Genomic DNA, 12,404 nt, shown 5'->3' with positions numbered 1-12,404 from the left:
CATGGACTCCGCATTTCCCATGTCCGCCAACCCACCGTCCGACACCCTTCCGTTTGGCGATGCGCATGAGGCCCTGGTGCACGCGCGCCGCTCCGTGCGCGCCTACCGGCCCGATCCCGTGCCGGACGCGCTGCTGCACCAGTTGCTGCACTCGGCCCGCCGCGCGCCCAGCGGCGGCAACCTGCAGCCCGGCCAGTTCATCCAGGTGCGCGGCAGCCTGCGCGGCGCACTCACACAGGCGCTGCTGGCCGACTGGCAAGGCGGAGCACCTGAGCGCGAGGACTACGGCTACTTCCCCCGCCCCATGCCCATGGCGCTGCGCAAGCGCCAGGTGGCGTCGGCCCAGGCCCTGTACAGCGCCCTGGGCGTGGCCCGCGAGGACCGCGCAGGGCGCGACGCCCAATTCGGCCGCAACTACCGCTTCTTCGATGCGCCCGTTGCCCTGGTCGTGAGCATTGACGCCCGCTTCGGCGCAGGCGGCTACATGGACCTGGGCATGACCCTGTACGGCCTGCAAATGGCCGCAGCCGCCCAGGGCCTGGGCAGCTGCGCCATCGGCGCCCTGGCCTCCTACCCCGACACCGTGCGCCGCGTGCTCGACCTGCCGCCCGGTGAGCACATCGTCTGCGGCCTGGCCCTGGGCTGGCCCGACGAGGCCGCCCCCGTCAACCGCACCCAGACCACCCGCGCACCGCTGGGCGAATACTTCAGAGTGCTGGGAGAATAAAAAAAGCTGCCGAAATCGGCAGCTTTGCGAGCTCGCGCCCACTAGTACGGGTCATGGCGATGGCACCACCAAGGCCCAACTCGGGGACACCGAGGAAGGGCAGCCCCGCACCGAGGGTGTCGTCCCCCTCCCCCCGCGAAGCGGGTAGAGAGGGGGAAGGCGCGTCAGCGCCTCAGGGGGTGCGTTCTTCAGAACGCAGGAATCACCGATCCCTTGAACTGCACATCGATGAACTGGCGCACTTCATCGGAGTGGTAGGCCTTGATCAGCTGCGCCACCCAAGGCTTGCCCTTGTCGGCATCGCGCGCGACCAGGATGTTCACATAGGGGTTCTTGGCGTTTTCCTGCGCAATGGCATCGGTCTTGGGGTTCAGGCCCGCCGAGATCGCGAAGTTGGTGTTGATGGCCGAGGCGTCCAGGTCATCCAGCGAGCGTGGCAGCTGGGCTGCGTCCAGCTCCACGAAGCGCAGCTTCTTGGGGTTGGAGACCACGTCCAGCGGCGTGGCCTTCAGGCCTGCGCTTTCCTTGAGCTTGATCAGGCCCTGGGCCTGCAGCAGCAGCAGCACGCGGCCACCGTTGGTGGGATCGTTGGGGATGCCGAACTTGGCGCCCTGGGGCAGGTCGGCCAGCTGCTTGATCTTCTTGGAATAGATGCCGATGGGGAAATTCACCGTGTCGGCCACCCAGCCGATCTTGTAGCCGCGGTCGCGCACCTGGGCGTCGAGGTAGGGGCGGTGCTGGTAGCTGTTGGCGTCCAGGTCACCGGCAGACAGCGCGGCATTGGGCTGCACGTAGTCGCCGAATTCCACGATCTGGATCTTCAGGCCGTTCTTCTCGGCGACCTTCTTGACCTGTTCCATGATCTGGGCGTGCGGGCCGGCCGTGACGCCGACCTTGATGGGCTTGTCCTGCGCCTGCGCGGGCATGGCCAGCAGGGTCATGGCGGCGGTGCTGGCAATCGCGGCGGCCGTGAGCGTGCGGCGGAGGAAATGGCGCTTGGTGGGCATGGATGCGGTTCCTTGTAACCTGTCAAAAACACAGGCGCACACTGTAGCGCCAACACAGCGCGCGGCGGCCGTCCCGGCACACTGCGGCTAGACAGTTTTTTCAGTAGCTCACAACCGGCGCCGCGGCGCGGGCGTCAGCGGTCCTGGAACTCGGGCGTTGCCATCACCTGGTGGGCCACGACATCCAGTACGGGATGGGGTTGCTCCTGCCGGTCTATCCAGACCTTGGGCGTGAAGCTGCCACGCAGCGCCACGGCATCGCCTTCGATCAGATTGCGCAGCACCTCGCAGGCCTGGGCATCGAATGCAACCACGTTGACCGGGATGGAGGTGCCATCGGATGCCTCGGAACGCACGCGGGCCACCATGAAGGGGCGCCGATTGCGGTCGCTGCGGTGTTCGGGCGTACCGGTGAGTCTGCCGGTAATCAGTCCATCCATCATGTGCGAGACCAGGAAGAAATCGTCAGTTACAAAAGACGCCATTGTAGGTGCAGGTTTTACGTGCCCAGACCGGGACGCGCATCTTCGCGGTGCATGGACTTTTCATGCGCTGGCTGCCCTCGCCATCCGTGATGGACCTGCCTGGCGAAGCTGCACTTGCCCTTGCCCTTGCCCTTGCCCTTGCCCTTGCCCTTGCCCTTGCCCTTGCTCTTCGCCGCAAGGCGCCATCGCGCGCAAAATCGAACGCGCAAAAAAACAAACGTACAAAGCAAAAAGCTCCTGACGTTTCCGTCAGGAGCTTTGCGTTTTGGTCGGCGTGGCGGGATTCGAACTCGCGACCCCTTGCACCCCATGCAAGTGCGCTACCAGGCTGCGCTACACGCCGAAGCATTGAATTATAGGGACTAAAAACAGGCCTTCAGGGAAAACGCAGAGATTTTTCAAAAATGTCTGCAAATTCCTGAAATGGCGACGATCAGCCCCCCGCATCTTCTCACCCCTGATGCGTGGCGCGCACGTGGTCCAGCAAGGCCTCCAACGGATGGCGCACCTGCCGTGCAGACAGTCGCTTGACCTGGCTGCGGCAGGAGTAGCCGGTGGCCAGCGGCTCGCCCAGGTTCTGCTTGCTCTCGATCTGTTTCTCCCATGACTGGGCATAGATGGTCTTGGAGGTTTCGAGGTTGCGCGCCTCATGCCCGTAGGTGCCCGACATGCCGCAGCAGCCCGTGGCCTCCACGCTCAGGCGCAGCCCCCGTCGCTCGAAAAGCTGCGTCCACTGCTTTCCGCTGTCGGGCGCATTGGTCTTTTCAGTGCAGTGCGGCAGCAGCCGGTAGGCCACGCTGGCCACGCTGGTCACTGCCTCGGGCAGCACCTGCAGCAGCCACTCCTGGGGCAGCGCGACCTTCGGCACCTCGCCCATGCCCGGCACCTTGAGGTATTCCTGCCGATAGGCCAGCGTCATGGCCGGATCCAGCCCCACCAGCGCAACCCCGGACTGCGCCAGTTGCGCCAGCTGCGCGGCATTGCGGATGGCCGCCTTGGCAAAGGCGCCCATGAATCCCTGCACATGCAGCGGCTTGCCATTGGGCAGCAGCGGCGCCAGCCAGACCTGGAATCCCAGGCGCGCCGCCAGCTCGATCAGCACCTGCAGCTGGCCGGTCTCGAAGTAGCGGGTAAAGCTGTCCTGCACGATGACCACGCTGCGTGCGCGCTGCTCGGGCGTGAGCGCAGCCAGCGCCTGGGCATCGGCCGCGCGCACCTTCCATTGCCGCAAGGTGGCTGCCAGGTCCAGCCGGCTCAGCAGCGGGCCATCGACCATGCCGATGCGACGGCTGAGCACATCGCGCATCCATGGCGAGCCCATCACCCCGTTGTAGAGCCCGGGCATGCGCGCCAGCCACGGCATGGTGAACTCCAGCGAGCCGATCAGGTAGTCGCGCACGGGCCGCAGGTAGCGGCGGTGGTAGAGCTCCAGAAAGCGCGAGCGGAATTCGGGCACGTTGACCTTGACGGGACACTGCCCGGCGCAGGACTTGCAGGCCAGGCAGCCGGCCATGGCGTCATAGACCTCGTGAGAGAAATCGGCCTCGCCGCGGCGCGCCGCGCGGCTGTTGCGCCAGCGCGCGGCCAGGCTGGACAGGAAGGGCTGGGGCCGCTGCGCGACCTCCAGCACGTTCACGCCGGCCTGCCCCTGCAGGCGCAGCCATTCGCGCATCAGCGAGGCCCGGCCCTTGGGCGAATGCACGCGCTGGCGCGTGGCCTTCCAGGAAGGGCACATGGCGTCGTCCGGATCGAAGTTGTAGCAGGCGCCATTGCCGTTGCAGTGCATGGCCGCGCCATAGCTTTGCCATACGCGCTCGTCGATCTGCCGGTCCAGCTCGCCGCGCGTGGTGACGCCGTCCACCTTGAGCAGCAAGGTCTTGCTGGCCGGCGGCGTGGCGATCTTGCCGGGGTTGAGCTGGTTGTGCGGGTCGAAGGCGGCCTTGAGCTGCTGCAGCGAGGGGTACAGCTCGCCGAAGAAGGCCGGCACATATTCGGAGCGCAGGCCCTTGCCGTGCTCGCCCCACAGCAGGCCGCCATGGCGCTGCGTGAGTTCGGCCACCGCGTCGGAGATGGGGCGCACCAGGGCGGCGTCCACGGGGTTCTTCATGTCCAGGATGGGGCGCACATGCAGCACGCCGGCATCGACGTGGCCGAACATGCCGTACTGCAGGCCGTGGCTGTCCAGCAGCGCGCGGAACTCGGCAATGAACTCGGGCAGGTTCTCGGGCGGCACTGCCGTGTCTTCGACAAAGGGCTGGGGCCGTGCCTCGCCCGCCACGTTGCCCAGCAGGCCCACGGCGCGCTTGCGCATGGCATAGACGCGGTGCACCGCCGCATTGCCGGCCGCCAGCGTGTGGCCCAGCCGCTCCACGGAAGTATCCGCGCCCAGGTGGGCGAGGAAGGCCTGCACGCGGCCATCGACCTCCTGCGGATCGTCGCCGCTGAATTCCACCAGGTTGATGCCCAGCGTGGGGCGCTGCCCGTCCTGCGGGAAGTACTCGGCCACGCTGCTCCAGACGAAGTCCTTCATGGCCAGCAACAGCACCTTGGAATCCACCGTCTCAATGGACAGCGGCCGGTGCGCCATCAGCGCGCGCGCATCGCGCAGCGCATCCATGAAGCCCGCATAGCGCACGTTGACCAGGACCGAGTAGCGGGGAATGGGCAGCACGTTGAGCTTCGCCTCCACCACGAAGCCCAGCGAGCCTTCGGCGCCGCACAGCACGCTGTTGAGGTTGAAGCGCCCGTCGCCTTCGCGCAGATGGGCCAGGTCATAGCCGGTGAGGCAGCGGTTGAGCTTGGGAAACCGCGCCTCGATCAACTCCGCCTGGTCCTCGCTGATGCGCCGCGCCGTGCGGTGCACCTTGCCGATGCGCCCCGAATCGGCGCACATGCGCTCCAGCGCCTCGGCATCCAGCGGCGCGCTGTGCAGGCGCTCGCCGCCCAGCAGCACGAAGTCCAGCGCCAGCACGTGGTCGCGCGTCTTGCCATAGGTGCAGCTGCCCTGCCCGCTGGCATCGGTGTTGATCATGCCGCCGATGGTGGCGCGGTTGGAGGTGGACAGCTCGGGGGCAAAGAACAGCCCGTATGGCTTGAGCGCGGCGTTGAGCTGGTCCTTGACCACGCCGGCCTGCACGCGCACCCAGCGCTGCTCGGCATTGATTTCGAGGATGCCGTTCATGTGCCGCGACAAGTCCATGGTCACGCCATGCGTGAGCGACTGCCCGTTCGTGCCCGTGCCGCCGCCGCGCGGTGTCAGCACCACATCGCGGAACTCAGGCCGCGCCAGCACCTGCGCCGCCCTGGCCACATCCTCGGCGTGACGCGGGTAGATGGCCGCCTGCGGCATGCGCTGGTAGATGGAGTTGTCCGTGGCCAGCACGGTGCGGCTGGCATGGTCCGTGTCCACGTCGCCCTCGAAGCCGGCGGCCTTCAGTGCTTCAAGAAACTCAAGGTATTGGGCAGGCACGGGGGCGCCGGCGTGGGGCAGTGGGGCAATCGACATGGAGGGCAAGGTGGGGAGTTTTGTTGCAGGCGATCAGCCCAGGAAACCCATGCATGCAATACACGATTTCAGGCCGACCATGGCCGCAAGTATCTCTACACTCTTCCTCTGGAACAAACGAAAATTGCTGCCGCAAACACTGCATAAAACTCATGAATTACCGACGCCTGACGCCCTCCATGTCCCTGCTGCTGGTCTTCGAGGCGGCCGCGCGCCACGAAAGCTATGCGCGTGCGGCCGAGGAGCTGTCGCTCAGCCAGAGCGCCATCAGCCGGCAGGTGCAGACACTGGAGGCGCAGCTGGGCATCAGCCTCTTCCGCCGCGAGGGCCGCACGGTGCGCCTGACCGACGTGGGACGCCGCTACTTCATCGACCTGGGCGCCGCGCTGGGCCGCATACGCAGCGCCACCCTGCAGGCCATGTCACGCCAGTCCGGCGGTGGCACGCTCAACCTGGCCACCCTGCCCACCTTCGGCTCCAAATGGCTGCTGCCGCACCTGCATGGCTTCTACCAGGCGCAGCCCGGGGTGACGATGCACATCCACTCGCGCATCGGCGATATCGATTTCGACAGCGCAGAGATAGACGCCGCCATCACCGTGGGCACGGGAGACTGGCCCGGGCTGACCGCGCATCGCCTGTACCACGAGTTTCTGGTGGCGGTGGCCAGCCCGCAGGCGCTGCAGCAGGCCGGGCAGGCAGCAGCCTCGCCGGACTGGGCGGGCCAACAGGTGCTGCTCACGGTGGCCAGCAACCGGCAGGCCTGGAGCGAGTGGTTCACGCACTATCGGCTCGATCACCGGCAGATGCGGATAGGGCCCAGCTTCGAACTGACCTCGCACCTGATACAGGCCGTGCTGGCAGGCATGGGCGTGGGCCTGGTGCCACGGGTGCTGGTGGAAGAGGAGATAGCGCGCGGTGAGCTGCACGTGGTGGGAGACGCCATCCCCAGCCAGCGCAGCTACTACCTGGTCTATCCCGAGAGGAACGCGACACTGCCGGCGCTGGCGGCCTTCCGGCAATGGCTGCTTGCAACCTGCGCTGAGGGTTGATTCCTGCGCAACGGCCGCTCCCCTTCAGGGGTTGGCGGCACACGGAAGCACCTGTTAGCGGTTGGTAGCGGTTGGCGACGGCACAAAGAAAAACGGACCACAGCCAGAAGCTGTGGTCCGTATTCATTTATGGTCGGCGTGGCGGGATTCGAACTCGCGACCCCTTGCACCCCATGCAAGTGCGCTACCAGGCTGCGCTACACGCCGAAGAATTCAATTATATACAGCTTTTTGCTCTCAAATAGAAAGCAGCGCACGAATCTGCAAAAGCTCCTCGCGCACGGCCTCTGGCTCCAGCGGAACGCTGGCCGCGGCATCGCCACCGAGCAGCGGCGCGGCAGCCGGCGCCGACACCACGACACCGGCCTGCAGCGCGGGAACCACGGCAGACCCCGAGGCTTCGCGCAGGCGGTTGCGCGCGCCGTTGATGGTGAAGCCCTGTTCGTACAGCAGCTCACGGATGCGCCGGATCATCAGCACTTCGTGGTGCTGGTAGTAGCGGCGATTGCCGCGCCGCTTCATGGGACGCAGCTGCGTGAACTCCTGCTCCCAATAGCGCAGCACATGCGGCTTGACGTCGCACAGATCCGCGACCTCACCGATGGTGAAGTAGCGCTTGGCGGGAATCTGGGGCAGAAGTGAAGCCATGGCAAATGTGGATGAGGTCAGGATGTGCAATGCCGCTGGTGCGCGGACGCCGATCCGGGAAGAAGGCCGAGCCTACTGCACAGCTCGCTTGCAGGCCAGCACCCTGTCGTAAAAACAGCCCATCCACCGCAAGGCAGACAGGCTGACGACAGCTGGGCCACGGCAAGCCGGGCCCCGGGGACGACCCTTCAGGACGCGGAGCCCGTCGTGCCTTCCTGGATCTGCTCCTTGAGCTTGCTGCTCGCATGGAAGGTCACGACGCGGCGTGCCTCGATCGGAATGGCCTCGCCCGTGCGCGGATTGCGCCCCGGACGCGGGGCCTTGGTGCGGATCTGGAAGTTGCCGAAGCCCGACAGCTTCACATCCTCGCCCGTCACCAAGCTTTGCGAGATCAGCTCGAAGAACGCATCCACCATTTCCTTGGATTCGCGCTTGTTCAGGCCGATCTCGTCGAACAGCAGGTCCGCCAGCTGCGCCTTGGTCAGCGCGGGCGAATCAAGACTTTCCACCGTCAGTTCCATCACGGGATCTCCTTTCACGGCATGGGCCTTCCATCAGGCGCGCAGGCGCGCGCCCAGGCGTTGCTGCAGCTGCTCGAGCACGGCCTGCACGGCCTGTTCGATCTGCACATCGGTCAGCGAGCTGTCGTCATTGCCCAGAGTCAGGCGCACGGCCAGGCTCTTTTCATCCTGTGCCAGCGCGCCCGGTGCCGCTGTCTCGCCGGCCTTGAGCGCCTTGGGACGGAACACATCGAACAGCACGGCAGAGCGCAGCAGGCCGCCGGTCTGGGCAGCTTCCACCGCCTGCATCAGCTGGGCATGCGTGGCCTTTTCGTTCACGACCACGGCAATGTCGCGCTCCACGGCCTGGTGCTTGGCCACGGGCTTGAACACCGGCACCTCGCGCGCCAGCACGGCATCGAGCTCCAGCTCGAACAGCACGGGCGCCTGGGCCAGATCCCATTGCTGGCGCCACTGGGGATGCAGCTCGCCGATGAAGCCGATGGACTGGCCATCGAGCAGAACGCGCGCGCAGCGGCCCGGGTGCATGGCCGTATGCTCGGCCGGCTCGAACACGGGCTTGCGCGGCGCCAGCAGCGCCTCGACATCGCCCTTGACGTCGTAGAAGTCCACCTTGGCTTCGGCGCGGCCCCACTGCAGCTGCTCTCCAGCGCCCCAGGCCAGGCCCGCCACGCGCATGGGCTGGTAGAAGCCCTTGACCGTGGTGTCGCTGTCAACAACGCTGTCATCCTTGAGGAAGACACGACCCAGCTCGAACACGCGCACGCGCTCGGCCTTGCGGTCGGCATTGAACTTGAGCACCTGCATGAGCGAGCCGATGAGGCTGGAGCGCATCACGCTGAGCTGGCTTGCGATGGGGTTGAGCAGCTGGATGGGATTGGCGTTGCCGGCCAGATCCTTCTCCCATGCGGCTTCCACAAAGCTGAAGTTGATGGTTTCCTGGTAGCCCAGATCGGCCAGCGCGCGGCGCACGGCGAACTGGCTGCGGCGGTTTTCGGCGCGCAGCTTGGGCGCAATGGGCGCCAGCGGCTTGGTCGTGGGCAGGTTCTCGTAACCCACCATGCGCGCCACTTCCTCGATCAGGTCTTCCTCGATGTTGATGTCGAAGCGGAAGCTGGGCGGCGTGACGGTGAGCACGCCATCGCCCTGCTCCACCGGCAGGCCCAGGCCGGCCAGCGCATCGTGGCACTGCTGCTGCGTGAGCGGCATGCCGATGACCTTGGCCGCACGCGCCACGCGCAGCGTGACGGGCTTGGGCTGGGGCATGTTGGCCTGCTGGTCGTCGATGGGGCCGCAGACGGTCTCGGGCGTGCCGCAGATCTGCAGCACCAGCTCGGTGATGCGCTCGATGTGCTCGACCGTCAGTTCGGGATCGACACCCCGCTCGAAGCGGTGGCCCGCATCTGTGGAGAAGTTGTAGCGGCGCGAACGGCCGGCAATCGACTTGGGCCACCAGAATGCGGCCTCGATGTAGATGTGGCGCGTGTCGTCGGACACGGCCGTGGCGTCGCCGCCCATGATGCCGGCGAGCGACTCGACTTCGCGGTCATCGGCGATCACGCCCACCTGTCCATCCACGGTGACGGTGTTGCCGTTGAGCAGCTTGAGCTGCTCGCCTTCCTTGCCCCAGCGCACCTGCAGGCCGCCGTGGATCTTGTCCAGGTCGAAGATGTGCGAAGGACGGCCCAGCTCGAACATCACATAGTTGGAGATGTCCACCAGCGGCGCCACGCTGCGCTGGCCGCAGCGCGCCAGGCGATCGACCATCCACTGCGGCGTCTTCGCCTGGGTGTTGACATTGCGCACCACGCGGCCCGAGAAGCGGCCGCACAGGTCGGGCGCCTCGATCTTCACGGCCAGCTTGTCCTGCACGCCCACGGCGGCAGGCGTGAACGACTGGGGCTTGAGCGGCGCGCCGGTCAGCGCAGCCACTTCGCGCGCCACGCCGTAGACGCTCAGGCAATGCGCCAGATTGGGCGTGAGCTTGAGCGTGAGCAGCGTGTCATCCAGGTTCAGGTACTCGCGGATGTTCTGGCCCAGGGGCGCGTCCAGCGGCAGCTCCATCAGGCCGCCATGGTCCTCGGACAGCTTGAGCTCGCGTGCCGAGCACAGCATGCCGAAGCTCTCCACACCGCGCAGCTTGCCGATCTTGATCAGGAAAGGCTTGCCATCTTCACCGGGCGGCAGCTCGGCGCCCACCGTGGCGCAGGGCACGCGGATGCCCACGCGCGCGTTGGGCGCGCCGCAGACGATGGTCAGCAGCTCGGGTCCGCCCACATCGACCTGGCACACGCGCAGGCGATCGGCATTGGGATGCTGCTCGGCAGCCTTGATCTCACCGACGACGATCTTGGTGAACGGCGGCGCCACGGGCTCCAGCTCCTCCACCTCCAGGCCGGCCATGGTCAGGGTGTCGGCCAGTTCTTGGGTGGTCAGCGGCGGATTGCAGAACTCGCGCAGCCAGGATTCGGGAAATTGCATATCAGACTCTTTGGCGTTGGTTCAGTCCGCGCGCCGTGGCGCTGGCGGACTCTTTGGCGAAGGCTTGCAGCCGGATCAACGGAATTGCGACAGGAAGCGGATATCGCCGTCAAAAAACAGTCGCAGATCGTTGACGCCATAGCGCAGCATGGTCAGGCGGTCAGGCCCCATGCCAAAGGCAAAGCCGATGTACTTTTCGGGGTCCAGCCCCATGTTGCGCACCACGTTGGGGTGCACCTGGCCGGAGCCGGCCACTTCCAGCCAGCGGCCGGCCAGCGGGCCGCTCTGGAACTGGATGTCGATCTCGGCGCTGGGCTCGGTGAAGGGGAAGAAGCTGGGGCGGAAGCGCAGCACCAGGTCGTCGCTCTCGAAGAAGGTCTTGCAGAAGTCGGTGAAGACCACCTTCAGGTCCTTGAAGCTGACGTTCTCACCGATCCACAGGCCTTCGCACTGGTGGAACATGGGCGAGTGCGTGGCATCGCTGTCCACGCGGTAGGTGCGGCCCGGCGCGATCACGCGGATCTCGGGCATGCCCTGGCCGGCGTCCAGCCGCTCACGGTATTTCTTGACGTGCTGCACAGCGTGGCGCACCTGCATCGGGCTGGTGTGCGTGCGCAGCAGATTGGGAGCCTGTTCCGTGCCGCCTTCCACGTAGAAGGTGTCGTGCATGGAACGGGCGGGATGGTCTTCCGGCGTGTTCAGCGCCGTGAAGTTGAACCAGTCGGACTCGATCTCGGGGCCCTCGGCCACATCGAAACCCATGGAGCCGAAGATGCCCTCGATGCGCTCCAGCGTCAGCGACACGGGGTGCAGGCCGCCCTGGCCACGGCGACGGCCCGGCAAGGTCACATCCAGCACCTCGGCCTTCAGGTGGGCCTGCAGTTCGGCATCGGCCAGGGCCTTGCGGCGCGCGGTCAGCGCGGCCTCGATGCCTTGCTTGGCCACGTTGATGGCGGCTCCGCGCGACTTCTTCTCTTCGACGGAAAGCTGCGCCATGCCCTTCATGAGCTCGGTCACCTTGCCCGACTTGCCCAGAAACTGCGCCTTGGCGTTTTCCAGATCAGCGGGGGTTTGTGCCTGCGCGAACAGCTGCTGCGCGCTCTCGACCAGAGAATCCAACTCGTTCATATCGACTCTTTATCGACTGTGAAAAGAAACAAGGGCTAGCAGCCTTTTCAAGCCCTAGCCCTTGCTGTTTGCGCTGCAGACCATCACGAGGATGGCCGCAGACCGTTATCTCAAGCAGCCAGCTTGGCCTTGACTTGATCAACGATGCTGCTAAACGCAGCCTTGTCGTGCACCGCGATATCGGCCAGCATCTTGCGGTCGATCTCGATGGCTGCCTTCTTCAGGCCGTTGGCGAACTGGCTGTAGGTCAGGCCCAGTTCACGTGCAGCGGCGTTGATACGGGCGATCCACAGACGGCGGAACACGCGCTTCTTGGCACGGCGGTCACGGTAGGCATATTGCCCAGCCTTCATCACCGCCTGCTTGGCGATGCGGAAGACATTGCCGCGGCGGCCGCGGAAACCCTTGGAAAGGGCCAGAACTTTTTTGTGACGGGCGCGGGCCGTTACACCACGTTTGACGCGAGGCATGTGTTTTCTCCTTGTTCGTCAGTGAATTACAGGCCAGCCATCGGCAGCATTTGTGCGATAGAGCCCATGTTGGTCTCATGCACAGACACTGCACCACGCAGGTGACGCTTGTTCTTGGTGGTCTTCTTGGTCAAGATGTGACGCTTGAAGGCTTGACCGCGCTTGACGGTGCCACCGGGACGAACGCGAAAACGCTTCTTCGCGCTGCTCTTGGTCTTCATTTTGGGCATTTGAATGCTCCTGTTGTTTGTGCTCGTGAGGCGGCTCGCAACACTGCGCGCACTTGCTGGCCCCGAGACACTTCTGTGCCAGCCCGGAGGCCGGCAAGAACAAGGGACATGAAAACCATGTCCCTTGCATCGCACGCCCCGCGCAATCAA

General features: G+C 65.6%; 11 protein-coding genes and 2 tRNA genes. 2 read left to right on the top strand and 11 right to left on the bottom strand.

Features of this window, described 5'->3' with window-relative positions:
* The first annotated feature begins 1 nt into the window (after position 1).
* A complete protein-coding gene (locus IAE24_RS04080) occupies positions 2 to 727 on the top strand; it encodes a nitroreductase (RefSeq protein ID WP_199959790.1) in 726 nt (241 codons plus the stop codon).
* Between the two features lie 188 nt (positions 728 to 915).
* Here IAE24_RS04080 and IAE24_RS04075 read toward each other — a convergent pair whose 3' ends face one another.
* The 4 genes from IAE24_RS04075 to ydiJ form a co-directional block, all read right to left on the bottom strand.
* A complete protein-coding gene (locus tag IAE24_RS04075) occupies positions 916 to 1,734 on the bottom strand; it encodes a MetQ/NlpA family ABC transporter substrate-binding protein (RefSeq protein WP_012206404.1) in 819 nt (272 codons plus the stop codon).
* Between the two features lie 134 nt (positions 1,735 to 1,868).
* Complete coding sequence (locus IAE24_RS04070) at positions 1,869 to 2,219, bottom strand: single-stranded DNA-binding protein (protein ID WP_012206405.1); 351 nt, start codon at positions 2,217 to 2,219, stop codon at positions 1,869 to 1,871.
* Between the two features lie 266 nt (positions 2,220 to 2,485).
* A tRNA-Pro gene (locus IAE24_RS04065) sits at positions 2,486 to 2,562 on the bottom strand.
* 108 nt (positions 2,563 to 2,670) lie between these two features.
* The gene (ydiJ, locus tag IAE24_RS04060) at positions 2,671 to 5,724 is read right to left on the bottom strand and encodes a D-2-hydroxyglutarate dehydrogenase YdiJ (RefSeq protein ID WP_199959791.1); all 3,054 of its coding nucleotides are present in this window, start codon (positions 5,722 to 5,724) and stop codon (positions 2,671 to 2,673) included.
* Positions 5,725 to 5,777: 53 nt separating this feature from the next.
* On the opposite strand from ydiJ, the gene IAE24_RS04055 reads away from it, so the two are divergent.
* Positions 5,778 to 6,776 (top strand): LysR substrate-binding domain-containing protein, encoded by a 999-nt coding sequence (locus IAE24_RS04055; RefSeq protein WP_199959793.1) that lies wholly within the window; start codon positions 5,778 to 5,780, stop codon positions 6,774 to 6,776.
* Positions 6,777 to 6,906: 130 nt separating this feature from the next.
* Here IAE24_RS04055 and IAE24_RS04050 read toward each other — a convergent pair.
* The 7 genes from IAE24_RS04050 to rpmI all read right to left on the bottom strand — a co-directional run bounded on the left by IAE24_RS04050 (position 6,907) and on the right by rpmI (position 12,254).
* Positions 6,907 to 6,983 (bottom strand) — tRNA-Pro (locus IAE24_RS04050).
* Positions 6,984 to 7,013: 30 nt separating this feature from the next.
* The gene (locus IAE24_RS04045; protein ID WP_013801679.1) at positions 7,014 to 7,424 is read right to left on the bottom strand and encodes a MerR family transcriptional regulator; all 411 of its coding nucleotides are present in this window, start codon (positions 7,422 to 7,424) and stop codon (positions 7,014 to 7,016) included.
* Between the two features lie 188 nt (positions 7,425 to 7,612).
* The gene (locus IAE24_RS04040) at positions 7,613 to 7,945 is read right to left on the bottom strand and encodes an integration host factor subunit alpha (protein WP_012206409.1); all 333 of its coding nucleotides are present in this window, start codon (positions 7,943 to 7,945) and stop codon (positions 7,613 to 7,615) included.
* A 33-nt stretch (positions 7,946 to 7,978) separates the two neighbouring features.
* Positions 7,979 to 10,426 carry a phenylalanine--tRNA ligase subunit beta gene (gene pheT / locus IAE24_RS04035; RefSeq protein WP_199959795.1) on the bottom strand — a complete coding sequence of 816 codons (2,448 nt, stop codon included), beginning with the start codon at positions 10,424 to 10,426 and terminating at the stop codon, positions 7,979 to 7,981.
* A gap of 75 nt (positions 10,427 to 10,501) precedes the next feature.
* Positions 10,502 to 11,554: a phenylalanine--tRNA ligase subunit alpha gene (gene pheS / locus IAE24_RS04030; protein ID WP_012206411.1), complete on the bottom strand. Its 1,053-nt coding sequence runs from the start codon at positions 11,552 to 11,554 to the stop codon at positions 10,502 to 10,504.
* 110 nt (positions 11,555 to 11,664) lie between these two features.
* Positions 11,665 to 12,024: a 50S ribosomal protein L20 gene (rplT, locus tag IAE24_RS04025; protein WP_012206412.1), complete on the bottom strand. Its 360-nt coding sequence runs from the start codon at positions 12,022 to 12,024 to the stop codon at positions 11,665 to 11,667.
* A 26-nt stretch (positions 12,025 to 12,050) separates the two neighbouring features.
* The gene (gene rpmI / locus IAE24_RS04020; RefSeq protein WP_012206413.1) at positions 12,051 to 12,254 is read right to left on the bottom strand and encodes a 50S ribosomal protein L35; all 204 of its coding nucleotides are present in this window, start codon (positions 12,252 to 12,254) and stop codon (positions 12,051 to 12,053) included.
* Positions 12,255 to 12,404: the final 150 nt, after the last annotated feature.

Source organism: Delftia sp. S65 (assembly GCF_016516495.1).
GTDB lineage: Bacteria > Pseudomonadota > Gammaproteobacteria > Burkholderiales > Burkholderiaceae_C > Comamonas > Comamonas acidovorans.
Note: the sequence above shows the minus strand (reverse complement) of the source record. Positions and strands in the feature narration are given on the sequence as shown.